The 24,950-nt window shown below is 68.5% G+C and carries 22 protein-coding genes; 11 read left to right on the plus strand and 11 right to left on the minus strand.

The genetic code is table 11. The annotated features are described in order from the left end of the window. The first annotated feature begins 26 nt into the window (after positions 1 to 26). Positions 27 to 899 (plus strand): serine hydrolase, encoded by an 873-nt coding sequence (locus OV287_RS26830; RefSeq protein ID WP_267536891.1) that lies wholly within the window; start codon positions 27 to 29, stop codon positions 897 to 899. Between the two features lie 13 nt (positions 900 to 912). On the opposite strand, the gene OV287_RS26835 is transcribed toward OV287_RS26830, so the two are convergent. Further along, entirely contained in the window at positions 913 to 2,328 is a 1,416-nt protein-coding gene (locus OV287_RS26835; RefSeq protein WP_267536892.1) for an SPFH domain-containing protein, read from the minus strand. A gap of 177 nt (positions 2,329 to 2,505) precedes the next feature. Between OV287_RS26835 and OV287_RS26840 the strand changes: the two genes are divergently transcribed. The 5 genes from OV287_RS26840 (at position 2,506) to OV287_RS26860 (ending at position 7,562) form a co-directional block, all read left to right on the plus strand. Beyond that, positions 2,506 to 3,207: a response regulator transcription factor gene (locus OV287_RS26840; RefSeq protein ID WP_267536893.1), complete on the plus strand. Its 702-nt coding sequence runs from the start codon at positions 2,506 to 2,508 to the stop codon at positions 3,205 to 3,207. Further along, positions 3,176 to 4,825, plus strand: coding sequence for a sensor histidine kinase (locus OV287_RS26845; protein ID WP_267536894.1), 1,650 nt, complete (start codon positions 3,176 to 3,178; stop codon positions 4,823 to 4,825). Before OV287_RS26840 ends, OV287_RS26845 begins: the two co-directional genes overlap by 32 nt. Positions 4,826 to 4,944: 119 nt before the next feature. Further along, a complete protein-coding gene (locus tag OV287_RS26850) occupies positions 4,945 to 5,505 on the plus strand; it encodes a DUF2378 family protein (RefSeq protein WP_267536895.1) in 561 nt (186 codons plus the stop codon). Between the two features lie 72 nt (positions 5,506 to 5,577). After that, positions 5,578 to 6,651, plus strand: coding sequence for a hypothetical protein (locus OV287_RS26855; protein WP_267536896.1), 1,074 nt, complete (start codon positions 5,578 to 5,580; stop codon positions 6,649 to 6,651). Beyond that, complete coding sequence (locus OV287_RS26860) at positions 6,651 to 7,562, plus strand: fumarylacetoacetate hydrolase family protein (RefSeq protein ID WP_267542422.1); 912 nt, start codon at positions 6,651 to 6,653, stop codon at positions 7,560 to 7,562. The genes OV287_RS26855 and OV287_RS26860 overlap by 1 nt, the downstream gene beginning before the upstream one ends. Here the strand turns inward: OV287_RS26860 and OV287_RS26865 are convergent, their stop codons facing one another. From OV287_RS26865 to OV287_RS26875, 3 genes are read right to left on the minus strand one after another with little or no spacing between them, the layout of a single operon-like run. Continuing rightward, positions 7,563 to 8,615: a lipase family protein gene (locus OV287_RS26865; RefSeq protein WP_267536897.1), complete on the minus strand. Its 1,053-nt coding sequence runs from the start codon at positions 8,613 to 8,615 to the stop codon at positions 7,563 to 7,565. Between the two features lie 46 nt (positions 8,616 to 8,661). Then, positions 8,662 to 10,218: an FAD-dependent oxidoreductase gene (locus tag OV287_RS26870; RefSeq protein WP_267536898.1), complete on the minus strand. Its 1,557-nt coding sequence runs from the start codon at positions 10,216 to 10,218 to the stop codon at positions 8,662 to 8,664. Positions 10,219 to 10,227: 9 nt separating this feature from the next. Next, a complete protein-coding gene (locus OV287_RS26875; protein WP_267536899.1) occupies positions 10,228 to 12,516 on the minus strand; it encodes a GMC oxidoreductase in 2,289 nt (762 codons plus the stop codon). A gap of 215 nt (positions 12,517 to 12,731) precedes the next feature. Between OV287_RS26875 and OV287_RS26880 the strand changes: the two genes are divergently transcribed. Both OV287_RS26880 and OV287_RS26885 read left to right on the plus strand, forming a co-directional pair. Beyond that, entirely contained in the window at positions 12,732 to 13,847 is a 1,116-nt protein-coding gene (locus OV287_RS26880; RefSeq protein WP_267536900.1) for a tetratricopeptide repeat protein, read from the plus strand. A gap of 47 nt (positions 13,848 to 13,894) precedes the next feature. Continuing rightward, entirely contained in the window at positions 13,895 to 15,226 is a 1,332-nt protein-coding gene (locus OV287_RS26885; RefSeq protein WP_267536901.1) for a cytochrome P450, read from the plus strand. Positions 15,227 to 15,325: 99 nt separating this feature from the next. Here the strand turns inward: OV287_RS26885 and OV287_RS26890 are convergent, their stop codons facing one another. From OV287_RS26890 to OV287_RS26915, 6 genes are all read right to left on the minus strand, one after another. After that, a complete protein-coding gene (locus OV287_RS26890; RefSeq protein WP_267536902.1) occupies positions 15,326 to 16,510 on the minus strand; it encodes a hypothetical protein in 1,185 nt (394 codons plus the stop codon). A gap of 3 nt (positions 16,511 to 16,513) precedes the next feature. Beyond that, positions 16,514 to 17,824 (minus strand): hypothetical protein, encoded by a 1,311-nt coding sequence (locus tag OV287_RS26895; protein WP_267536903.1) that lies wholly within the window; start codon positions 17,822 to 17,824, stop codon positions 16,514 to 16,516. Between the two features lie 86 nt (positions 17,825 to 17,910). Beyond that, complete coding sequence (locus tag OV287_RS26900) at positions 17,911 to 19,302, minus strand: hypothetical protein (protein WP_267536904.1); 1,392 nt, start codon at positions 19,300 to 19,302, stop codon at positions 17,911 to 17,913. Between the two features lie 26 nt (positions 19,303 to 19,328). After that, positions 19,329 to 19,868: a TetR/AcrR family transcriptional regulator gene (locus OV287_RS26905; protein WP_267536905.1), complete on the minus strand. Its 540-nt coding sequence runs from the start codon at positions 19,866 to 19,868 to the stop codon at positions 19,329 to 19,331. Between the two features lie 241 nt (positions 19,869 to 20,109). Next, entirely contained in the window at positions 20,110 to 20,832 is a 723-nt protein-coding gene (locus tag OV287_RS26910; RefSeq protein WP_267536906.1) for a hypothetical protein, read from the minus strand. A 70-nt stretch (positions 20,833 to 20,902) separates the two neighbouring features. Continuing rightward, the gene (locus OV287_RS26915; protein WP_267536907.1) at positions 20,903 to 21,568 is read right to left on the minus strand and encodes a pyridoxamine 5'-phosphate oxidase family protein; all 666 of its coding nucleotides are present in this window, start codon (positions 21,566 to 21,568) and stop codon (positions 20,903 to 20,905) included. Positions 21,569 to 21,663: 95 nt separating this feature from the next. On the opposite strand from OV287_RS26915, the gene pdxR reads away from it, so the two are divergent. From pdxR to OV287_RS26930, 3 genes are all read left to right on the plus strand, one after another. Next, a complete protein-coding gene (gene pdxR, locus OV287_RS26920; RefSeq protein ID WP_267536908.1) occupies positions 21,664 to 23,184 on the plus strand; it encodes a MocR-like pyridoxine biosynthesis transcription factor PdxR in 1,521 nt (506 codons plus the stop codon). Between the two features lie 53 nt (positions 23,185 to 23,237). Beyond that, a complete protein-coding gene (locus tag OV287_RS26925) occupies positions 23,238 to 23,384 on the plus strand; it encodes a hypothetical protein (protein ID WP_267536909.1) in 147 nt (48 codons plus the stop codon). A 122-nt stretch (positions 23,385 to 23,506) separates the two neighbouring features. Continuing rightward, on the plus strand, positions 23,507 to 24,214 hold the full coding sequence (locus OV287_RS26930) for a glutamine amidotransferase-related protein (RefSeq protein WP_267536910.1): 708 nt from the start codon (positions 23,507 to 23,509) through the stop codon (positions 24,212 to 24,214). Positions 24,215 to 24,236: 22 nt separating this feature from the next. Here OV287_RS26930 and nth read toward each other — a convergent pair whose 3' ends face one another. After that, complete coding sequence (nth, locus tag OV287_RS26935) at positions 24,237 to 24,878, minus strand: endonuclease III (RefSeq protein WP_267536911.1); 642 nt, start codon at positions 24,876 to 24,878, stop codon at positions 24,237 to 24,239. Between the last annotated feature and the right edge of the window lie 72 nt (positions 24,879 to 24,950).

Genomic DNA, 24,950 nt, shown 5'->3' on the forward strand with positions numbered 1-24,950 from the left:
GTTCGACCTTCATCCCCCCTGCACACATGATCGCCACCGCGCTCCTCGTCTTCCTCGCCGCGACGCCGTCCGGCACCGATCCCCTCCGCGCCTCCCTCCAGGAGCGCATCGCCCAGGTGAAGGGCGCCACCGTGGCGGTTGCCTATCAGCACCTAGGCAACCCCAAGGACTCGCTCTACCTGGAGGCCGATCGTTCCTTCCATGCCGCCAGCACCATGAAGGTGCCGGTGATGATTGAGTTCTTCCGCCAGGTAGATGCCGGCAAGCTGTCCCTGGGCCAGCAGCTGCCTCTGGCCAACCAGTTCGCTTCCATCGTGGATGGCTCGCCGTATGCCCTGGATGCGAAGGACGACGAGGACGCCTCCCTCTATGAGCGGCTCGGCAAGCCGGTGCCGGCGCGCGAGCTCGTCGAGCGGATGATCACCCGCTCCAGCAATCTGGCGACCAACACCGTCATCGCCCTGGTGGACGCGAAGCGCGTCACGAAGACCCTGCGTTCGCTGGGAGCCCAACAGATGAACGTGCTGCGCGGTGTGGAGGACGGGAAGGCGTACCAGAAGGGCCTCAATAACTCCGCGACGGCGCGCGACCTCGCTACCCTGATGACGGCCATCGAGCAGGGGAAGGCCGCGTCACCTGCCTCCACGCAGGCCATGCGCACCATCCTCCTGGCCCAGGAACTGAACCTGGAGATCCCCGCTGGACTGCCGCCGGGCACACCCGTGGCGCATAAGACGGGGCAGATCTCTGGCGTCCTCCACGACGCCGCCATCGTCTACCCGCCCAACCGTCCTCCCTACATCCTCGTGGTGCTCACCAGCGGCATCCCGGACGAGAAGGTGGCCCGCGCGCTCATCGCCGACCTCTCCCGGCAGGTCTACGCGCACGCGACGCGGTAACGGATCCAGGGTCTTATGCCTCCCGGCGCTCTGCCTTGTCAGGAGCAGCCGGCTCGCCCTCGGGCTTCATCGCGCCCACCAGCGCCATCATCTGCGCCACCATCGTGGTCAGCGCCTGGCCCTCCTGCGCACCCGCGCCCCCTCCGATGGTGACGGAGCGCAGCTCCTGGGGCTGAGGCATCTTCTCGGCGATGGACGGCAGCAGCTCCACCATCCGCGCCTGGAGGTTGGCCGAGCTGAGCCCGTTGAGGATGCGCTCGCGGCTCTCCAACTGCTCCAGCTCCACCTGCTTCTGCCGGTTGGCCGCGGTGCGTTGCAGGTCCTGTAGCTCGATGGCCGTCAGGGCCTCGCGCTTGCGCTGCGCGGCCTCTGCCTCCTGCTTCTGCTTCGCCACGTCCGCTTCCACCGCCAGTCGTGCCTTCTCCAGCTCGGCTCCCTGGAGCGCGGACTGCTGCCGATCGACGGCCAGCTTCCGGGCGTCCTCTTCCTCGCGCTGCTGCCGCCGCAGCCGCTCGGCCTGCTCCCGGTCGTACGCCTCCGCTTCCTTGCGCCCGCGCAGCATCGCCAGCTCGCTGTTGGTCTCCAGCCGCGTCCGCTCGCGCTGCTGCTCCACCTCCTGCTCCCGGTGGGTGATGGCATCCTCCGTCTCCAGCGTGGCCAGCCGCGCCACGCGCTCGCGCTCGGCCCGGAAGGGCTTCTGCAGGCTCTCCCAGAGCCGCGCCGAGCTCACTACCGCCTCCTTGATCTGTACCGTGACGATGCGCAGCCCCAGGCCCTTGTCGCCGCCGCCACCGCCCTCGGCCACATGGCGCAGCCGCGCCGTGAGCTCCTCGATGATCGGCTGCTTGTCCGAGAGCACCGCGTCAATGCTCATGGTGGCCACCTTGTCCTTGATGGCCGCCTCGGCTTGCTCGCGCAGCTGCACGTTCACCACCCGCATCGGGTCCTCGGCGTCCGTGAAGTCGAGCTTTTTGTACGCGGTGGCGAAGTCCTCGATGATCCACTGCACGTAGCCCTGCACCAGCAGGCCCTGCAGCTCGCGGCAGATGCTGTGCGCGTTGATGAGGATGGTCTGCATGGCTCCGGGCACGACCAGGAACGAGTCCGTTGCCGGGTTGAAGCGGAAGGAGACGCCCAGGCCGATGTGCAGGGGCTGGGCGTGGCCGCGGCGGGTGTGCACGACGTAAGCATTGGGAGGTACTACGACCGTCTTCCATCTCCAGAAGCCGGTGATACGCACGTCCACGGCGTTGCCCGGAATCTCGCGAGGGGGGGCGGCCAAGGCCCGAGCGGCTCTCGGTGCCATCTGGGCCGCCTGAGCCATCGGCATCACGGCCTTGCGTGCCTTCAGGTCCACCTCGAGGCGCTGCTGCTGCTCGCGGACCTGATCCAGGTACTCGTTCCTCACCGGCTCGTGGTTCATCGACATCGAGGCCCCCATGTCCCGGAGGGGCGCCGGTCATCGGCACGCCGTACCCGGAGACTTCGCGCGCATCTAATCAGACTTCGGGTGTCGCTCGCTCCACTCCGTGGCCGTCTCCCGGATTGAGGTGGGGCTCTACCATGGGGCTCCCCTTGTCCCACCCGTGATACGTTTCGGGGTGCCGTGACCGAACGTCCTTCCATCCTGGTGGTCGATGATGATCCGCACCTGCGCGAGGTGGTGAGCTTCGCCCTCTCGCAGGCGGGCTTTCACGTCGAGCAGGCCTCCAACGGACGCGCCGGCCTGGATCAGGTGCGTCGCTCCGTGCCCGCGCTCATCGTCCTGGACATCATGATGCCTGAGATGGACGGGCTGGAGATGTGCCGCGAGGTGCGCCGCACTCATGAGGTCCCCATCGTGTTCCTCTCCTCGCGGGAAGACGAGGTGGACCGGATCCTCGGGCTGGAGCTGGGCGGCGATGACTATCTCGCAAAGCCCTTCAGCCCGCGCGAGCTGGTGGCGCGCATCAAGGCCGTGCTGCGGCGGGCCCGTGCCAACGCGAGCCCCGCGGCCCCCGCGCCCTCGTCCTCCCAGGTGCTGCAGCGCGGACCTCTGCGGATGGACCTGGACCTGTGGCGTGCCTACTGGAACGGCCAGGAGGTGGTGCTCACGGTTACCGAGTTCCACCTGCTCGCCGCGCTCCTGCGCGCGCCCGGCAAGGCCTTCACCCGCGATGAGCTGATGACGCGCGTCTACGAAAACGTGGTGGTGAGTGACCGCACCATCGACAGCCACGTGCGGCACATCCGGCAGAAGTTCGCCTCGGCCGGGGGCGAAGTCATCCAGACGGTGCATGGCCTTGGCTACCGGCTCGCGATCCCCTGACCGCCAGCGCGCCCGCCCGCGCTTGTGGATGGTCTTCGCGGCGGTGGGGCTGGGCGCCCTCGTGATCGCGCTGCTCGGCCTGGTGTTCGTCCGCGTCTACGACAACCAGCTCATCCGCCAGACGGAGACCGAGCTCATCGCCCAGGGCACCGTAGTCGTCTCGGTCTACGGTGAGCTGCTGCGCGAGAAGGTCGGGACGGAAGACTACGGCCTGACCCGGGTCGCCGCCTGGCCCTTCGCGTCGCCCGCGGACTCGCAGCTCCAGCCCATCCTTCCCTCGCTCCGGGCCTCGGACGACGCGCTGCCCGCGGTGGAGGATCCACCACTCTCCGCCATCCCCGCAGAGCCTCGTGCGCTGCAGGCCGGCGAGCAGCTCTCTCCGCTGCTCGTCCAGGTGCGGCGCTCCACTCTGGCCGGCATTCGCGTGGTGGACGCCCAGGGCGTGGTGGTGGCCAGCAGCTCCTCGGGTCTGGGGACCACGCTGCTGGCCCGCCAGGAGGTCCAGCGCGCCCTGCGGGGCGAGCCCCGCAGCGTTCTGCGCCGACGCCTCGCCGATCCCGATGACGCGCCGCTCGCCTCCCTGAGCCGCGATACCGGAGTGCGAGTGACGGTGGTGCTGCCAGTGCTCGTAGGGGAGAAGGTCTGGGGCGCGGTGGTTCTCTCCCGCACGCCCATGACGTTCGCCAAAGCGGTCTATGCGGATCGATGGAACCTCACAGCTACCGGGCTGGTGCTGCTGGGGGTGGTGGCGTTGATGTCGCTGGCCGCGGCGGCGTTGGTGGTCCGTCCGGTGAGAGCCCTGGTGCGGCAGACGCGGGCCATCGCCGCCAGCGCACCCGAAGGCTTCGAGCCGGTGGCGCGTCCGGTGGTGGAGGAGCTGGCCGAGCTGTCCGAGTCCCTGGCCGGCATGGCCACGGCGCTGAGGGACCGTAACCAATACATCCGCTCCTTCGCGGCCAACGTGTCACATGAGTTCAAGACGCCGCTGGCCTCCATCCAGGGGGCGGTGGAGCTGCTGCGCGACAGTGCCGACAGCATGTCGTCCGAGCAGCGCGAGCGTTTTCTCTCCAATGTCGACGCGGATGCCCGGCGGCTCACCCGGCTGGTGCAGCGGTTGCTGGAACTGGCCCGCGCGGACTCGCTGGTGGCGCGTCCCTCTCAGACGGAGGTGGCTCCCCTCTTGGTGGCGCTGGCGGAGCGAGCCCGAGCCCAGGGGTTGACCGTAGAGGTAGGGGCCGTGCCCGCGGGGCTCGCCCTGGGCCTGCCCGCCGAGGTGCTGGAGGACATCGTCTGGCAGCTCATCACCAACGCCTCACAGCACGGGGGCGAGGGAGTGCGCGTACGGCTGGAGGCCGACATGGCGGGTGAGGGGAGGGGACGGGTGGTGGTGCGCGATGATGGGAAGGGCATCTCCGAGTCCAACCGAGTCCGTGTCTTCGACGCCTTCTTCACCACGGCACGCGAGCGAGGAGGCACAGGGCTCGGCTTGACGATTGCCCAGTCGATGCTGCGGGCCTTCGGGGCCAGCCTGGAGCTGTTGCCGTTCGAGCAACAGGGGGCGGCTTTCGCGGTGGTGGCGGGGGCTCACCGCTTGTGGATGGGCCCTTCCTCGGGCTAGACCCACCCCTCGCTCGAGGTGGCCCCATGCTAATCTGCGTCCGTGACGCGGCAGGTGGGGTGCCTGCGTGCCTAAGGGGGCCTGACCCAAGGGTCTGGGCACTGCAAGGAAGCAACACCATGATGAAGAACGAGAGACTCGTTTTCGATCAGACCGTCGAGGGGCTTTTCGTCCGGGCTCTTGGCAACAAGATCACGCCCGCGCTCAAGCAGCAGTTGAGGCAGGCGGGGTTGGACCTGGACAAGCGGCTGCTGCCAGCCTACCCGGTGGAGGTCTGGGAGCGGTGCCTGGGCCTGACGGCGAAGTCGTTGCACCCGGGGAAGCCAGATGCGGAGGCCTTCCGGCTGCTCGGCGAGCGGCACATCGAAGGGTACAGCGAGACGATGTTGGGCCGCGCCCTCTTCGGTGTGTTCCGGCTGCTGAACCGCAAGCGGAGGCTGGCGCGCGTGCGGCAGAACTTCCGCGCGGGCAACAACTACCAGGAAGTCCTCATCACCGATGTGGGGCCCACCCAGGTGGACATGTGGTTGAACGAGCGCGGCATGCTGCGCCACTTCAAGCACGGTATCGTTCTAGGCACGGGGCGCTGCGCGGGGGACCACGAGACGACTGCGGAGCTGCGCCACTATGATGCTGAGGGCGTAACATTCCGCATCTCTTGGCCCGAGGAGCTGCGCTGACGTGATGTGACGCTGCGCTTCTTGCCGTGCCGCGTTAGCTCTGCGAGGGTGCACGTATAGGGGGGTGACGTTATGCCGACGAGCGAGCAAGCGAACCTGCCACGCTGGAAGAAGCAGGCGGGGTTCTTCGAGATCTGGTTCCTGTGTGTCCTCGACCCGGGCGGCGAGCGCGCCTGGTGGCTGCGCTACACGATCTTCACGCCGGCACCGGGCGCTCCCGGTGAGCCTCGGGCCACGCTGTGGGCGGCGGCCTTCGACTGCGCTTCGCCGGATGGGCCCGCGGTAGCAGTGAAGGCCATTCATCCGATCTCGGCCTTCGATGCTGGGACACCGGGCCGCTTCGGCATTCGCATTGGCGATGCGGAGCTGTCGCCGGGCAAGTGCCATGGCAGCGTCGCCTCGGGCGGGCACTCCATCGCGTGGGATCTGCGCTACACCCCCGAGTCCACCCAGGCCGTCCGGCGCACGCCGCGGGGCGTGGGGCTGCTGCCGTTGACCACGCACGTCAATCACTCCCACGACGACATCACCTTCAGCGGGACCGTCACCGTGGACGGCAAGCAGATGGAGGTGCGCGGTGCTCCGGGTCTGCAGAAGCACCTGTGGGGCCACCGGCGCATCGAGGAGCTGACCTGGCTGTACTGCCCGACGTTCCGCGAGGACTCGGAGGCCCGCCTGGAGGCCCTCACCGTGCGTCCCCGCCGTGATCGCGGCCCGCGCCTCACACCCATCTACCTGCGCACCGCGCAAGCACAGCACTCCTTCCATGAAGTGCCCGGCCTGCTGTTCACCAAGATGGAGGCGCCTCGCCCCGGCGAGCTGCTCTTCCAGGCGACGTCCGCCACCGTGTCCGTGAAGGGGCGCGCCTGGTGCGATCCGCGGACGCTGGTGGGCTACGCGTACAGGGACCCGGAGGGCTGGGACGTGCACGTGGCCCAGAGCGACGTGGCCAACTGCGAGCTGGAGTTCTTCTCCCGCTCCCATCCCTACGCGGCCTGGAAGCCGGACGGGAAGAAGCTCACCTCCGCCGTCGGCGCCCTGGAGTTCCATGGCCCTGAGCGGCTCGAGGGCGTGCGCTACGTCGAGTGGGACGGCACCGTGCTGCCGGAGCAGGCGGCTCCCCTCAAGGCGGTGGAGGGCACGTGATGCTGACCCTGGCGTCGCGCGCCGTCCCAGCCGTACTGCAGGCGCTGGATCCGGCTCGTACTCCCGGACGCACGCAGCCCCTGGTGCTGGCCCCGAAGCGGGTGCATGCGCTCGGCCTCACCTACGCGGCCCATATCAACGAGACGGGCAGCGAGGCGGGAGGCCCGGCCGTCTTCGCCAAGGACGCCTCGTCGCTGCTGGTGCAGGGGGACTCGGTGGCGAGCCCCTCGCGCGACGCGATGCTGGCGGCGGTGGCGAAGCTGGATGCGGCGCTGTCCTCGCGGGTGGCCTCGCGCTTCCCAGAGCTGCCGCCGCTGCTGGACTACGAGGTGGAGCTGGGTCTGGTGCTGCTGGAGGAGGTGCGCGCGGACGCGCTGGAACGTCCGGACTTCGCGCCACCGGTGGGCTACTTCCTCGCCAATGATGTGTCGGCGCGCACGGTGCAGGTGCTGGGCGAGGGCCGGCCGGACCGGATGGCCTTCTGGGGCGCCGCCAAGAGCTTCCCGGGCTTCCTCGTGGCCGGACCCGTCCTGTGGGTGCCGGACGCGCCCCAGGCCGAGGCGTGCCTGGATGTGACGCTCACCCTCACCGTGAATGGAGAGGTCCGCCAGCGGGGCCGGACGATGGATCTCATCGCCTCGCCGCGCGAGCTGCTGCGGCTGGCCGCGCGCGCGGTGCCCTCTGGGGTGCTGGAGAAGGGGGACGCCGTCCTCACCGGGACGCCCGCGGGAGTCGCCTTCACGGTGCCCGCGTGGAAGCGCAAGCTGGCGGCGCTGCTGCCGGGCCCCACGGCGAGGCTCTCTGCCGCGTTGCGCACCCACGCCACCAACCCGCGCATGTTGAAGGCCGGGGACGTGGTGGAGATGGACGGCGGCGTGCTGGGCCACCGTCGCATCACCATCACCGGCTGATCAGGCCTGGGCCTCCAGCGCCTGGAGGATCACCGGGTAGGTGTCGCGCGAGGCGGTGCTGCCCATGAAGGTGTCCAGGTGCCCGTACCCCTCGAGCACCTTGCGCTCGTAGAGGCCCGCGCCGTTGGCCTCCCTCAGCCACTCGTACGTCTGCTCCGAGGCGGTGGGCAGGTACGTCTGGTTGTGGTCGCCCACCACGAAGGTGATGGGGAGCTTGAGGTGCTTCGGATCCAGGTAGTCGGGTGGCCTGGCGTTGCCGTAGCGCCGGAGGTTCTCCTCCTTGCCGTAGTCGTAGCGCACCGCGTGCCCCACCCGAGCCATCTGCGCCAGGTGGCGGAACGTCTGCATGTTGCAGCGGCCGAACTGCTCGTGCAGCCGCTCATGTGTCTGGGTGTTGATCCGCGCGTGCCGGTACAGGCGCCCGTACAGGAAGGAGAGCCGGTGGCACACCGTGCTGTCGCACTCCCTGTACATCAGGTCCACCATCGTTCCGAAGGCGGCCTGGAGCCTCGGGTTCTGCGTGCCCTCGCCCGGGGTCATGTAGTTCACCGCCACGTCCAGCATCTCCGGCAGCCGCAGCCGGGACTTGACTAGCGTGGAGCGGGGCACTCGGTGGTGCAGCGCCACCTGAGAGGCCACCACGCCGCGCACGTCCGGCAGGTACCCCGCCGCCAGCGACATGAAGAACATCACCGAGCCGGCGCAGTGCACCACCGCCTGCACGCTGTCCGCCTTCGTCACCTCGCGCACCTTGCGCACGGCGGCGGGCATGTCGTGCTCGGCCGCCTCGTCCAGCGAGAACTGGCGCAGCGGGAGCTGGGTGCTGGCTCGCCAGTCCAGCAGCCACGTGTCGTAGCCGTGGCGCACCAGGTACTGCACGAAGTTCTCCGAGATCGTGGGCAGCTTGAACATGCCGCTCCACACTCCGGCCCCATGTACCAGCAGCACCGGTCCCTTCGTGCCGCCCTGGTGGCGGGTGAGCCGAAGCGGGACGCCGTCACCCGCGTTGAACTCGTACCGCTCGGAGGCCGGCTGTGTGTCCATGATCCTCATGGCCCTCTCCTCGTTCACAGGGACGGCCCGAGGGCCGCCCGGGTTGTCAGAAGCCGCGTGCCACGGCCTCGGCGATGCGCTCGGACACCGCGCTGATGGTCATCACGGGGTGGAAGCCGATGGAGGTGGGAATCACCGAGCCATCCGCCAGATAGAGGCCGGGGTACTGGAACACCTCGCCCTCGGTGGACACCACGCCGCGCTCGGGGGACTCGGCCAGGTGCGCCCCGCCCAGCGAGTGCACCGTGATGGGACGCTGGAAGAGCGACCAGGTGACGAGCGGCGCGTAGGTGCCGCCGTACTGCGAGGCCAGCTCCTGCATGGCCCCCGTCATCCGCTGGATGAGCGCCTTGTTCTCCGCGGCGTAGTTCCACTCGATGTCCAGCTGGCCGCCCTTCATCCCCATGCGCCCGTTGGCGTTGTCCCGGCCGATGCCGAAGAGGTTCGTCATGCGCGCGGGGTCCGCCGAGGTGCGGGCCGGCTTGCTGAGCAGCCCCTTGGCGAAGGCCATGTTGAGCGCCGGCCCCAGCAGGGGCCACAGGGGCGCGCCGATGCCCTGGAAGAGACCGCCGATCCGCGGCTGTCCCAGGCCCGCAAGCACCTCCATGACGGGCTTGTTGAAGGTGGGGGCGGCCATGGTGAAGGAGGGCTCGGCGTCGAAGAAGCGCATCACCGTGGAGACGTCTGGTCCCACCCAGGGCTCCAGGTCCTCGCGGCTGTTGAACACCGAGCCCAGGAAGTCACCGTTGCCCGAGTACCCATGGCCCAGCCGTGCGCTCAGCTTGGGCAGGGTGCGCGTCTTGTCGCGGCTGCGCAGGAGGATCTCCACCGTGCCCAGCGTTCCGGCGGACAGCACCACGCGGGCCCCGTCCACCGAGCGCCGCTCCCCGGTGGCCAGATCCTGGTAATGCACCCGGTAGCCGCCGCCCGGCGCCGGCTCCACGTGGGACACCTGCATGCGCGGCCAGATCGTGGCACCGAGCTTCTCGGCCCGGGCCAGGTACGTCTGATCCATCGTCTGCTTGGCGCCGAACTGGCAGCCGAACTCGCACTCCGCGCAGAGCTGGCACGGCTTGCGGCCCGGGCCGGGCGACTCCGTCCACGCCACCGCCTCGGGCGGATCGAACACCTCCCGGCCCATGCGCTCGGCGGCGCGGCGCAGGACGTTGCGCTTGCGCAGGGAGATGGACTCGGGCATCGGCGTCAGGTGCAGCTCGCTGGCCACCTTGTCGTAGTAGGGCTCCAGCGCGGCGCGGGTGTAGCCCCGGGGCCAGCGCGGATCCTCGAAGACGACGGGGTCCGGCCGCACGTGGATGTTGGCGTAGACGAGCGAGCCACCGCCCACGCCACTGGCCACCACCGTGCCGATGCCGGAGAGGAAACGTATGTCGTACAGGCCCTGGGCCTGCTCGCGGGAGGAGTGGCGCCAGAGCAGCTCGTCCGTGCGCTTCACATCCCGAGGAAACTGCCCGGGGCTGTAGCGCCGGCCGCGCTCGAGCACTGCCACCGACTTGCCGGCCTGCGCCAGCCTCAGGGCGGTGATGGAGCCTCCGAAGCCGGAGCCCACCACCACCACGTCATACCGGTTCGCCATCGCAGCCATGTGTCTCTCCTATTCCATACGCGGGCGGACGAAGACGTCCCAGAGCGTGCCCAGGAACATGGAGCCGAAGCGCCAGTAGGCGTCGGCCTTCGCCTGCGTCGAGGTGGTGCCGAGCACCTCGAAGGTGGTGAGTTGCTCGGCAAAGTCCTTCTTGTTCAGGCGGATGATGCCGCTGGACACCACTGGCCCGTTCTTGTCCTTGCCTCGGCGGATGACGGTGTACAGGGTGGCGGTGGCGCCCCACACGTCGAAGTCACCGTGGTCCTTCACTTCCTTGTAGCCGTCTAGCAGGTAGGTCTGACCGTCCTGGCCAACGAAGGGCAGCAGGTAGATCATCCGCCGCTCATAGAAGCTGTCCGTGTCCACGAAGAGGTTGAAGACGCCGTTCTCCACCTTGGCGCCCTCGGGCGGGGTGAGGCCGGCGACGTGGACGGTGCCCTGGGCAATGCCACCGTGGGCAGGCTCGGCCAGGAAGCGATCCAGGTTGGCCAGGGTGATGGTGACGGTGAACTCCGCGACGGTGTTGGCTTGCTGCCCCGCCTTCTCCGCGCCCGCGAAGTCCTCCGCGGGCGTGTGGCCCTGCGCGTGGAAGCCCGTCATCCGCTCGGTGAAGCGCATGCCCACCACCGTGCTGGGCGAGGCCACCGTGCCTCCCGCTGGGATCGTCACCTTGCCCACCAGGTCCTCGCGGGGAGTCGCCAGGGCCCGCTCCGGCGCCTTCCAGTCCGCGTTGCAGAGGATGCCACGGATGGCCTTCTCCACGTTGCGCTCGGCCACGGCGGCGATGGTGGACGCGGGGTTGACGCCGGTGCTGGAGGGCAGGGCGGCGCCGTCCAGCACGTACAGCCCGGGGTAGCCGTGCACCTCACCGTTCGGGTCGGTGACGCCGTAGGCCTCCTCCTCGGCCATGACGCAGCCGCCCAGGTTGTGCACGGACACCGGGACGTGGAGCCGCTCCCACAGCGGGTTGTAGGCCACCTGCGCGCCCAGGGCCCGCGCGATGTCCTGACAGAGCTGCTCCTGCGTGCGGTACAGCGGCAGGTTGGAGGGCACGTCCCACTGCGCCTGTAGCTCGCGCGTGAGAGGCACCAGCTCCAGCCGCCCGTTGGCCTTGTCCCGGCCCATGGCCAGGAAGATCGACTGGAAGCGCCCCTGCTCGCCGTCGATCGTCGACATCTCCTTCGCACGCTGGCGGAACACCTTCACCAGCTCCTGCTGCATCAGGTCCGTCGGAATCCGCGCCAGGCTCTGGGCCGGATTGAGCACCTGGAGGAGCCCCGCCACCTGCGCCGGGTGTCCGCCCTCTTGGAAGAGGAACCACCTCTTGTCCGCCCCCTTGCCCTCGTCCACCACAATGCTGGTGGTGATGGTGGGACCCACCGCCGGCTCCCACGGCTCGCGCGTGTCGAAGGCGAAGGCGAGCAGGTCTCCGTTGGCCGAGTAGCGGTAGCCCAGGGTGTCACTCAGCTCGGGCAGAGTGCCCAGGTCATCCCGGCAGCGCAGCAGCAGCTCGGTGGTGTTCACCGCGCCCGCGCACAGGAAGACGCGCTGTGCGTCCACCGTGCGCTGCACCCCATCCGCCGCATGGTCTGTGTAGGTGACGCGGTAGCCCGGCGAGAGCGGCTCGATGTTGATGACCTCAGCCTGGGTGGTCACCTCGGCGCCGCGCTGCTCGGCGACGGCCAGGTAGTTGAGATCCAGCGTGTTCTTCGCCCGGACGTTGCAGCCGATGTCGCACTCGCCGCAGTAGTTGCAGCCCTCTTGCGGCACACCGAACTTGTTGGGCAGCTCCTCGCCAGCCGGAGTGAAACGCACGGCCAGGTCCGGGTGGATGAACTGCGCCTCGCGCCCGAGCTGCTGCGCCACCTCGCGCATGCGCTTCGTCTTGGTGGGCAGCCCCCGCGCGGACGTGGTGATGGGCTGCACGTCCAGCATGTACGCGACCAGATCGTAGTACGGATCCAACATCGCCCGGCCGTAGCCCGCGGGCCAGCCATTGGCGAAGGTCTCCTCGGGCGGGCGCAGGTGCACGTTGGCGTAGATGAGCGAGCCGCCTCCGTAGCCGGCCGACTGCACGACGCTCATACCCGACAGGAGCTTCACATCGAGCAGGCCCTGCTTGTTCATCCACAGCCAGCCGTTGAGTGGACTGTCCCAGTCACGCGGGAAGCCACCCTTGGGATAGCGCCGGCCGCGCTCCAGGACACGCACTGAAAGGCCCGCTTGCGCCAGACGGCAGGCCGCCACCGCACCGCCAAAGCCGGTGCCGATGACCAGGGCATCGTACGTCTTGGTCATGTGTACCCCCCTGTGGAGCCGTCTCTCCCGTGGAGAGTCTGGGTGGATGTCGGGGCTCCCGAAGCGCTGGAACCCTAACACGGCGCGGCGCATTCGTGTGTGTGGATCCGTCGGGAGCTGCCAGCGATGATGGCCGCTCTACTCAGCAGGTCCTCGCTTCGAACCACCGCTGAGGTCAGCCAGGCCAGGGTGCTGCGATGGGGGGCCAATCGACAATGAAAGGGTGGAACCTCGTGAGCCGGTACTGGTTCGGGCTGTTGGGAAGTCTCGTCTGTGTCCTCGCCTTGGGTTGCGCTTCCTCTCCGCCTGCTTCCCCGGCTGTCCCCACCACGAAGCGCCCCAGCTTCCTCTCGCCGCCCGAGATCCTCGAGCGCATGGAGAAGTCGCCCGTTTCGTACAAGGTGGAGCCCCAGGATTCGCCACCCGGCGGATGGGCGGAGCAGCTCTGGCCTCGCCAGCTCGAGCCCGTAACGTGGCCGCAGGTGGTGGAGGAGGGGGGCAGCCGGGTGCTCCGCGAGTGGCCCCAGAAGCCAGAAGTGCAGCAGCTTCTCGCGGAGGCGGAACCGCACTACCAGGCACAGCGTTTCGAGGAGGCGGCACGGCTGTACGCCCAAGCCACCGAGCGCTGCCCAGGGTGCTACCTGGCGTGGCTCTTTCGCGGGGATGCCGCCCTCTTTGGCGGCGATCCCACCACCGCACTTGCGCACTACGACAAGGCCGCGGAGCTCAATCCCTACGACTATCGGGCCCACTTCTACCGGGGGAGTGCGCTGATACGGCTCGAGCGCTCCCAGGAGGCCCGTGAGGCCTGGGCCTGGTCGCTCGTGCTCAATCCGCGCAACCCCATCATCCGCCAGTTCTTCCAGAACAACCGCTCCGTGGGGCTCGCCATCACCGACGATGTCATCGTGCCGCGAGGGCGCGCGCTCGCTCAGGACGATGGGGTGGTCATCCACTTCGATCCCGACCATCACCCCGCCTGGTTCGCCTATGCCAACTGCAAGGCGCTCTGGTTGGGCGAGCCCTCGCACCGCCAGGAGATGACGGGGAGCACCGAACACCGCTTCACCTCCGCCGAAGAGCTCGAGTGTCTGGCGTCGGCTGTCAGCCTCTACGAAAGTGGGCTGCGGAAGGGAGAGGAGGAGCACGAGGATCGCGCGCTCTCCAGGTTGAGTGCCATCGTCCAGGGCAAGATGGCCACGGAGTTGATCCTCTTCGAGATGGCTGCCCGCGTTCATCCGCAGATAACGCTCACGCTCGACGACGAGGCCCGGAAGCGGCTGCACGCGTACGTGCTCCGGTACGTGCTGGTGCCCACCGGGGGCACCTGAGCCCGGGCCCTGTTCTCCGCCCCTTCTTCCATGGCATAGACCTGCCCATGGAAACGTCGGCCGATATCTCCCACCTGCCGCTGCCTCCCGGCAGCTCGGGCCTCCCGCTCCTGGGCGAGACGCTCGCCTTCATTCAGAACACCGGCAAGTTCGTCGAGGATCGCCGCCTCCTCCACGGGGATGTCTTTCGCTCCCACGTGCTGGGAGATCCCATCGTCTTCCTGCTCGGCCCCGAGGCCAACCGGTGGATTTTCGCTGGCGAGAACAAGTACCTGCGCAATCGCTGGCATCTGGCCGCCCGGAAGCTACTGGGCAAGCAGTCCGTCGCCATGCTCAACGGCGGTGACCACCTGGATCGCCGCCGCCTGCTCGCCCCGCACTTCACCTACGCCGCCATGCGCCACTTCGTGCCGCGCATCGAGGCCATCGTCCAGCGGCACTGCGAGCAGTGGCTCTCGGGAACGCAGCCGTTCAAGGCCGTGGACGCCGTGCGTGCGCTCGTGTTCGAGGTGGCCATTGTCCTCATGATGGGCGAGAGCCAGGTGGATCCGGCCTACATGAGCCGCCTGTTCAAGCAATGGGTGGCGGGCCTCTTCGCCGCGGTGCCAGTGGACCTCCCCTTCACCGCCTTCGGTCGTGGCGTTGCCGCCGAGAAGGAGCTGCGCGCGTACATCGACTCGCTGGTGGCCGAGCGTGAGAAGCGGACCGAGCAGCCCCCTGACACTCTCGGCTCACTCCTCTCGGCGCGGGATGAGCAGGGCCGGCCGCTGTCTCGCGACGCCATCATCGACGAGCTCGAGCTCCTGCTCTTCGCCGGCCATGACACCACGGTGACGGCCACCTCCAACCTGATGATGCTGCTCGCGCAATACCCGGAGGTGCTGGAGCGGTGTCGGCGCGAGCAGCAGGAGCTGGCCGAGCAGGGGCCGCTGACGCTGGAGTCGCTCCGGGCCATGCCCTACCTGCATCAGGTCATCCAGGAGGTGATGCGCTTCATCCCGCCCATCGCAGGTGCCTTCCGGGTGACGACGGAGGACGTGTCCTACGGCGGCTACCGCATCCCCAAGGGCTGGCAGGTGTCGCTGAACATCCGCGCCGCGCACAAGGGCGCCCCGTGGACGTCCCCCGAGCGTTTCGATCCGGAGCGCATGGGCCCCGATCGCTGCGAGCAGAAGCCGCAGGGGGCCTACATTCCCTTTGGCGGTGGCCCTCGGGTGTGTGTCGGGCAGCACTTCGCCATGGTGGAGATGGCCGCGGTCGCCGCGCTGCTGCTGCGCGACTACCAGTGGGAGCTCGTTCCCGGGCAGGACCTGAGCCCGATTCCCTTCCCGATTCCGCTCCCGCGCGATGGACTCCTCGTGCGCTTCTCGCGGCGGTGAGCTCTGGACAGGGAGCCCTCCGGGCGAGAGCTCGAGCAACTGGTCCGACCATCGGACCAGTTGGTGAATCGCGCGCCCGGGAGGCTGGCGGCTCTCACCTCACCGGAAGTAGCTCTGAGAGATGTCCACCGAGTAGCCCAGCTCCAGCGTGGGCGCGGAGGCCGCCACGAGGTACTGGCGGAAATGGAGCACCTTGCCAGGCAGGGGCGTTTGCGTCTCCAGTCCGCTGTCCGCTTCCGTGGCCTCATACTGCTCCATGCTGCCGCCCTCGCGCCGGTAGTTGAAGACGGCCGGGAAGTGCGCCCGGGCCTGCAACGTGGCCACGGGCCAGGACACCCGCGGCAGCGCCAGCTTCAGCCGGCCGGACAGGTGGAAGACGCCGAGATCCCTCGCCAGCACCACCTCCAGCGTGGCCTCCGTTTCTCCGAACCGCGTCGGGGCCACCTTCAGCTTCAGCCGGCCGTCCTTCTCGTCAGGCACCAAGGGTACGGAGTCGAGCAGCACCCGCTCGAGGCGGTGGCCCTCGGGAAGCTCCAACTCGAGCTCCTGCTCGCGATCCAGCCGCAGCGCATAGCGCACGCGCACCGAGGCTCTGCCCTCCAATGTGGACACCCAGGAGGCATGGGCCTCGGGGATGCTCGGCTCTAGCGGCGGACGCACCACCTGACGGGCCACCTTCGGCGCGACGGCCGTGCGCCAGCCGATCCTCAGCACGCCCTGCCGGGGGTACACCTCGGAATCCTCACCTCCAGAGGCGGGCGGCTCGGTCAGGGTGAAGGCCGAGGCATCCGCCTCCAGTCGGATCGGCACCGGCGTGACGTGGGGTCCGAAGCGCAGCTGTACCTGGCGGTCGGGGCCGCTGCTCGTGGGCCGGAGCGCGAGACTGACGTCGAAGCTGTAGCGGCCGGGCTCGCGCGTCACCAGGCTGAGCTGGTCCTCCAGTGCGCCCACCGTGGCGTTCTCCAGTGAGGGGAGCGCGGTGAGGTACGTGTCCGCGTCGAGCCGCAGCAGCCGCACCTGCGTCCAGCGATCGCTGGCGAGCACCTCCACCTCGAAGTGCGCATCCACCAGCAGTGCGTCCGCGGTGAGGCGGCCCTTGAGCTGGCTCTTCACCACCAGGGCGTCCGTGGGGGGCGCGGGAGGCGCCTGCTCCGGACGCTGCGCGTACAGCGGGAGCAGCTCCTGGAGGGGAATCGTCGCGGAGCCCGAGACAGTGGCCGAAGGGGAAGCAGTTCCCGCCGAAGCGGTCAGCATCAATCCGAGTACGAGAGACGTGGTCCACATGGTTCACTTCGCTTCCTGGGGAACGGGGGCGTGAGGGGGCTCACCGCCGGGTGGGAGATCCGAGAGCAGGGCGCGCACGCTCGCGCGGGTGGAGAGCGCCATCAGGCCGAGCAGCGCCGCGAGGATCTCCAGCGTGTAGATGAGGCCGGTGTAGCCCTGGAGGATGACGGCGGTGGTGGGCACCACGAGGGTGGCTCCCCAGACGCCCGCCAGGTGAGAGGCCTTCTCCTGGGGATAGAGGCGTTTCGCGTAGGCGACCACCGCGGCGCCGAGTCCCAGGGTGGCCAGCCCGTAGGCCACGTAGAAGTTCATGAAGGCCGCGAGGTACGCGAGCAGCACGAAGAAGAAGCCATAGGCGGCGGCCAGCAGATACGACTCGTAGAAGGCGAGCGGCCTGCGATGGCGGATGCTGAAGGCGGCCAGCAGGCCCATGAGGGCGAGGAAGGGGACCCAGGCCCGGCCCGCCATGATGGAGACGACGTTGTCATAGGCCTCCACCGAGGGGAGGACGACGCCGAGGTTCACGCCCGACTCGAGCGACTGGAAGGCCCAGTCGAGCGCCACGGTGCCTCGTCCAGTCTCCACCTGGGTGGCCGAGAGGACCTGGGGCGGGTAGTCGAAGTTCTCGCCGCCCTCCACGGCCATGTGCAGCCGCACGTCACGGGCCGGCAGGGCGGGATCCAGCTTGTAGATGAAGGAGTCGAGGCCCCGGGCGCGATAGCGGATGGAGAAGGTGCTGGTGGCGCCCTGGGAGATGCGGCCCGTCCAGACGAGCCGGTTGCCGGACTCGCCAAGGTCCAGGTCCGACTCGGCGCCATTGACGAGGAACTGCAGCTCCGAGAGGAGCACCTGGGACTTGTCCACCTCGATGGGGAAGATGAAGGCCACGTCGATATCGTGGCCCTCGCGGTTGACGACGGCGTAGTCGGCCGAGAGGGTGAAGTCGAAGCCGGAGAAGTAGCGCAGGCCGCGCTTGCGGTAGTTCATCCGGGACTGCACCTGCACGTGCTGCTTGTCGAAGGGCAGGGGCTTGAGCTCGGTGAAGATGGTGCCGCTCTGCACGAAGCGCAGCGAGGGAGCTGGCTGGACGACGGGGGCGCCCCAGCGCTCCTCCACGTCTCGGGCGAGCTCCGAGCTGGCGAAGTCCGTCCGGTCCACCACCTGGCTGGCGATGACCGCGGTGGCGAAGACGACGATGAAGAGGCTGCCGAAGACGTGGTGGCGAACGAGCCACCCGAGCGCCCGCCGGACCGGCGAGTCAGACGGGCGCGGGGGTGTGGGCGTAGGCGCGGGAAGAAGGGTGTCTGGGCTCATGGGCCCAGAGTGGGGCAGGGGGGTGCAACGGGAATGGATGCCCTGTGCACCTCCCGGGGAATGTTCGTGCAGAAATTGTGGAGGGCCTACGGCACGGTGAAGAGGCAGCGGGTGACGGGGACGATGATGTCCGCGAGCACATAGAGGTAGTACGTCCTGCCGCTCGTCAGTGAGTCGGGCCGGCCGGACGCCGGGAAGCGCTGCGACAGGCCGGTGGGGACGACTCCGTACCGCACCGTTCCGCTCGTGACGGGCGTGCCGTCCACCGGCACGTCGATGCGCCAGAGCGTGCCCTCGGGCAGATCCAGGTTCGGAGGCACCGTTGGCGACGTGGCGTCCGCCTCGAGCACGTACACGTAACGGGCCTTTCCTCCCCGCCAGGTGATCGTCCCGTCCGCGCCAACACCCTCTCCATTCTCACAGGCCACCGGTCGGTAGAAGCGCTGAACATCCAGCGGTCCCGCCCCATACGTCTGGCCCGCGAAGTCCTCGCGCTTGTAGCCTCGGTGGAAGAGCTCGGTCTCGAAGAAGCTCATGATTCGCGCGGGATCCGTCGTGACAAAGATGGAGTGGTGGGGGGTCTCGGGCGTGGCTCGCGAGAAGCCGTTGTTCTGCTCGGGCGGGTACGCGCCAAAGCCCACCGTGTTGATCCACCCGGCCCCCATGGCCAGGCCCCTCGGGTTGAAGGAGTTGATGAAGTTGCCCGGTGACTCGACGTACCAGTTTGACGGGCCCTCGGGCGCGCGCGTCGAGTGGCAGCAGACGCAGGCCGTCGCCTCAATCTGCGACCTCACCCAGTTGACCTCCGCGACGTACGCCGGATCCTGCATGCGCGGCTCCTCCCGCTCTGCGTTCTCTGCTGGCGCCACCGGGTAGTACGGGCGCTGCGTGCGCACGCGATCGCAGCTCGCGTAGTCCATGAAGCTCCGGCCGGGCTCGGTGGCTCCGGAGATCATCTCCCACGTGCACACCTTCCCGCCCGGCGAGCTCCCGGGAGGCTCGCCCTGCTTGGGCTCAACACAGTTGCGCACCGGCTGCTGGAACGTTGGCAGCCCCGTCCCACCACCCGAGTCCACCACCTGCCCACCGCACACGGGGGCGGGGTCGAACACGCCGCCACCGAACAGCTCACACCCACGCTGCATGGAGCCGCACTTCTGCGCGTCCACTCCCGGGAAGGAGATGCGCGTCCACTGATCGTTCTCGCCACCCAGGAAGCAGTAGCCCAGTCGCTCCTCCAGGTTGCACGCCGAGCCCAGGACCGCCGTCGAGCCCTGATCCTTACAGTCCTCCACCGCGGCCTCGTCGGTCCACTCACCGACATAGTCGCGGCACTCCTCGAGACTGCTGAACTGGTTCGTATACGTGCAGTGGCCCACCACCTTCTCGGGAACGAGGGGGATCTCTCCTCCACCGCACTGACACCCAGCGACGAGGCAAAGCAGTACCAGCACCGGCGAAAATCGCGGTGAACTCATTGGCAACTCCCAGGTGGATTGTGGAACTAGCTCTTCGTGTAGCCCTTCAAAAACCCGTCCAGGTGCTGCTCGACGAAGCTCTCCATGACGAGCGGACGGCAGCGGCGGCCCTGCAACTGGTGCTGGTGGAAGAGCGCCAGCAGCAGCGGAGACATCAGCGCGAGCGCGGCCACGCGTGCATTCGGCACGGACAGCTCTCCTCGCGCGTGGAACATGATCAACAGCTCCTCTACGGAGCTCAGCGTGGGCTCGAGGATCGACGAGACGTAGATCTGCCCGAGCTCCGAGTCGGCCATGCCCTCGGAGAAGCCCGTGGCGTGCAATCCGCCCAATGCTCCCGACCACGCGGCGGCGATCTGTCCCAGGAGCTGGGTGAAGGCTTCTCTCACCGGCAGCTCCGCCAGGGACTTCGCCCAGGCCTGGCGCTCTTGTCCGAACTTCAACAGGTGCTCGAAGGCGGCCTGCACCACGCCCCGGCGATCGCCGAAGTAGTGCCTCAGCGTCCCCGCGTCGACTCCAGCACCTTCCGCGAGCACACGCAGACTCGGGTGCGAGCCACCCGCCATGAGCATCTGCTGGGCTACGCTCTGCAGGAGCCGCGAGCGCGTCTCATGATGATCCCGGTTGCGAGAGCCAGATATCCTTCCCATGTGCGGGATGGATATTCGATGGGTAATCCCATCGCCAGCCTATCGTGTAGGTTTTTATCCTTCCTCAGTGAGGAAGTTTATTCGGGTGCGGTGCGCTCCGGAGAGAGCTCGAGCGCAATCGCTCCGGAGGCACGCCCGGCCCCTTCGAGACCGGGGCTTACTTCTTGCTGGCCGCGCTCCCCTTTGGCTTCGCCGCGTCGAGGGTGAACCGGCCCGCCTTCTTGTCCCACTTCAGCTCGCGGGACACGTCCCCTGTGGGGCAGGGGGAGTTTGCCTTGGCGGAGGCCTCATCACCTACGCCCTCGAGCATGGAGGGGGTGAGCATCACCGAGGCGTGAACCGTGGTGCCCTGGCGTGGGAGCGTGAAGCGGATGCCCTCCTTCTCGAGCATTCCTCTGACATCCTCCCTCAAGGCCGCCAGGCACTTGGAATCGAGGAAGTCCGCGAGCCGGAGCGCCGGGATCGCGGTGCTCGTGACGGCCTTCCACTTGCCTCCGTCCGGCTCGACGAGCGCGATACGGCCGGTGCTGGCCATCCCATCGAACATGCTCGTGCTGATGGCGACGAGCGGGGACTTGTCCTCTTTGAGGAAGAGGGCCACCTGCGTCTTGACGTCACCACCTCCCGTGCCCTCGTCGATGAACTGGATGAAGCCGTTCTTCGTGTCGACGGTGGCGGAGATCTCCGCCTCGGTGTCCATCGAGTGGGTGATCCATCCGCCCTTCGTCTGCTTCAGCTCGTACTTCGTTTCGCTCGGGAAGAGGCTGGTGGGAACTTCCTGGTAGTAGTCCATCACGCTCTTGGGAGCCGCGGCGCCGACCTCGAGCGTCGCCAGTGCCAGCCCCAGCGCCAGCGTGATGGGAAGGTTCTTCGAAAGCATGTGTGTCCCCCTATGGCCGTTGAATGGCCAGCCGTCATTATCGGCATCGGGACGGGGAACGATCCATCCGTCAGGGCGCCGTCTGGGGACGCGGGTACTTCAGGAGGGACCCGGGGGGACGGATGCCCTCGCGCAGCTCTGGGGCGTCCTCGGGCGGAAGCGTCACGAGCTTCAGCGGAATCACCCCCGCCCAGCAGTTCAGCGCCAGGTCCTCCTCGTCGTCCTTCGGCGGTCCGGTGCGCACCTTCGCCGAGGACTCCTCCAGGGGCAGCCGCAGCACGGACGTCGCCTTCATCTCCTGCGTGTTGGGAGGGCGCACCTCGGCCCAGCGGCCGCGCAGGACGTGATCCGTGATCGCCTCCAGCGCTTGCATCTTCTCCGCCTCGTCCGTCACCAGCGTCGCGGTGCCCAGCACCACCACCGAGCGGTAGTTCATGCTGTGGTGAAACGCGGAGCGCGCCAGCACGAGCCCATCCAGCAGCGTCACCGTGAGGCACACGGAAACGCCCTGGGCGAGCTGGCGAGCGATCCGGCTCACCGATGCACCGTGGAGGTACAGGTTCCGTCCGATGCGCCCGTACACCATGGGGAGCACGTACGGCTGACCGTCTACCGCCAGGCCCACGTGGGCCATCAGGCCCTCATCGAGAATGGCGTGGATGGTTGTCTCCTCATACGAGGCTCGCTGAGGAAGGCGGCGGACGGTGGCTCGTTCACTGGGAGGGGGCGTGTTCATGCGCCTCTTCATGCTCCCGGACTGGTCCATCCAACAGGCCCAGTTTCCACAAATCTGATGGACCAGTGTCCGCCAACCGGGGCAGGCTCCCGTCCATGAAGGGCTGGAACCTGACGCTCGACCTCCACGCTCCATCTCCAACACCCCTCTTTGTACGCATCGCTCGCGCCTTGGAGGAGGACATCCGCCGTGGCCGACTTCCACCTGGAGCGCCACTGCCTGGAAGCCGCACCCTCGCGGAATCCCTGGGAGTGCACCGCAACACGGTGCTCGCCGCCTATCGGGAGCTCGAGACGCAAGGGTGGATCTCCACCTCGGCGGCGCGTGCCACCTACGTCTCGCCCACGCTGCCGGATGTTCCCGCCCGCTCCACCGCTGGAGCGCCCCGTACGGCCATGCCCACCCAGGTGGGCTTCTCCCTCTCATCCACCTCCTTGCGCCGCGAGCAGCCAGATCCCCCTCGCGGCACGCTCGTCCTCGCCGGAGGCGCTCCCGACATCCGGCTCCTTCCCGCGTCCCTGCTCGCGCGCGCCTATCGCCGTGCACTGAAGCTCCAGGGCAAGCACCTGCTCCACTACGGCGACGCGCGGGGTCTCCATGGCCTGCGCGCCGCACTCGCCGGGATGCTCTCCTCTCTGCGAGGGCTCGCCGTCCGCGCGGACGATTTGATCATCACGCGGGGCAGCCAGGGCGCGGTGGACCTGGTGGCGCGTACCCTGGTGACGCCCGGGGACACCGTGGCCGTGGAGGCGATTGGCTACCGTCCCGCCTGGCACGCCTTCCAGCTCGCCGGAGCCCGCCTCGCCCCCATTCCACTGGACGGGGAGGGCTTGCGGGTGGAGGCACTCGAGGCGCTCGCTCAGCGGACCCCGGTGCGCGCCGTGTACCTCACGCCCCACCACCAGTACCCCACCACCGTGACGCTCTCCCCGGCGCGGCGACTCGCACTCCTGGCGTGGGCTCGCACGCACCGCGTGGCCCTCATCGAGGACGACTACGATCACGAGTTCCACTACGAGGGCCGTCCCATCCTGCCCCTCGCGAGCGCGGACCGGGACGGGCTGGTGCTGTACGTGGGCACGCTGTCCAAGGTGCTGGCCCCGGCCCTGCGCCTGGGCTTTCTCGCCGCGCCTCGTCCCTTCCTGGAGCGCGCCCTCGGGGTGCGCGAGGCGGTGGACCGGCAGGGTGACTCCGCCCTGGAGGCGGCCGTGGCCGAGCTGCTGGAGGAGGGCGAGGTACGGCGTCATGTCCGCAAGATGCACGGCATCTACCGCGCCCGGCGCGACGTCCTGGTGGAGGCGGTGGGGCGCGAGCTGGCGGGCGCGCTCACCGTCTCGTCTCCCGCGGGAGGCATGGCCCTGTGGGCGCACTGCGCACCGGACGTGGACGCCGCGGCCTGGGCCCGTGCGGGACTGGAGGCAGGGGTGGCCTTCACCGCCGGGGGCGACTACAGCTTCGACGGTCGGCCTGTGCCCGCAGTGCGGCTGGGCTTCGCCTGCCTGAAGGAGTCCGAGCTCGCCGAGGCGGTGCGGCGCATGGCTCGCTCCCTCCCCAAGAGCCCTCGTCCATGGAAACAGGAATTATCAGCGAGAATGGGAAAAGCTACCCGCTCGTGAGCTGATCCTCTATCCTCGCCGCGCTTCACTTCAAACCCCCCAAGGAGAGCACCATGAAGCGCATTCTCGTCCTCGCCGTCGCCGCCATCGCCCTGGGCATGGGCCTCGCCTCCGCCCCCGTGCAGGCCGATACCTGCGCGCCCACCTGCTACAAGCACCCGATCACCGGGCAGCTGATCTGCACCTCGCCCTGTCCGTAACGGCTCGGAGCTCGGCTTCGTGGTGATGAAGGCCTCATCCGGGCTTCCCGGGTGAGGCCTTTGACGTTACGGCGCGAGGAGGGAGCGGTAGTCTGGGCGCGGACTCCCATCCAGGAGGCGCCATGCGCGCGGTGGTGATGCAGCACGAGGAGCACGAGGGGCCGGGGTTGCTCGGGCCAGCGCTGGAGGCAGCGGGCTTCACGCTGGTGAAGCGCTTCCGCACCGTCAAGCGCGAGGACCTGAACGCGGAGCTGGTGGTGGTGCTGGGCGGCCCCATGGGCGTCTACGAGGCGGAGCGCCATCCTTTCCTCGGCGAGGAGCTGGGGCTGGTAACCGAGCGGCTCGCTCTGGGGCTCCCCGTGTTGGGCATCTGCCTGGGCGCGCAGCTCCTGGCGGCCGCGGCTGGCTCCGAGGTCTTCGTGGGGAAGAACAGTCTCGAGGTGGGCGTGGCTCCTGTGCGCTGGACGAAGGAGGGACTGGCCGATCCCGTCATTGCCGGCGTGCGTCCGCGCACCACCGTGGCCCACTGGCATCAGGACACGTTCAAGGCCGTGCCCGGAGCCACGCTCCTGGCCTCGACGGATCGCTACACACAGCAGGCCTTCCGACTTGGTGACTCGTACGGCTTCCAGTTCCACCTGGAGCTCACCGCGGACGAGCTCGACCGTTGGTTCACGGCGGGCGCCGAGGAGCTGGTCGAACTGTACGAGAAGAACCTGGACGAGCTGCGCTCCCAGCTCCCCAAGCTGCACTCGGCGGAGGCCGAGAACCGAGAGCTCCTCGAGCGGCTTGCCCACCACTTCGCCCGGGTGGCTCGCGCCGCCCGGTGAACACAGGGTGGGGCAGGGGGCCTTACTCCGTCTCCACCCCAATCTTCGGGCAGATGTCGTTCATGGGGCAGGCCTCGCACTTGGGCTTGCGGGCCGTGCAGGTGTAGCGGCCGTGCAGCACGGTCGCGGGCCCGAAGAAGGTCCACTGGTCCTGAGGGATGAGCTTCATCAGGTCCTTCTCGATCTCCTCGGGCTTCTCCTTCTTGGTGAGGCCCATGCGCTGGCTGACGCGGGCCACGTGGGTGTCGACGATGACGCCCGAGGGGAGATTGAAGGCGGTGTTGAGCACGACGTTGGCCGTCTTGCGGGCCACTCCGGGCAGGGTGATCAGCTCGTCGATCGTCTTGGGTACCTCGCCACCGAAGCTCGCGAGCAGCTCGCGGCTCATGGCCTGCACGGACTTCGTCTTCTGCTTGAAGAAGCCGGTGGGCTTGAGGTCCTCCTCGAGCGCGGCGGTGTCGGCCTCGGCGAAGGCCTTGGGGCCGGGGTACTTCTTGAAGAGGGTCGCGGTCACCCGGTTGACGCGCTCGTCCGTGCACTGGGCCGCCAGAATGGTGGCGACGAGTAGCTCGAAGGGCGTGCTCCAGTTGAGCTCGTAGCGGGCACCTGGATGGGCCGTGTGAAGGCGGGAGAGCAGGGTCTTGGCGGTCTGGGCGGCGGTCATGGTGGGGTTCAGTCAGGAGAGGCGGCTGAACCCAGTGTACCGAGCGCGACCGACACGGGAAGTCCACGAATG

The sequence above is a fragment of the Archangium lansingense genome, assembly GCF_026626635.1.
Classification (GTDB): Bacteria; Myxococcota; Myxococcia; order Myxococcales; family Myxococcaceae; genus Archangium; species Archangium lansingense.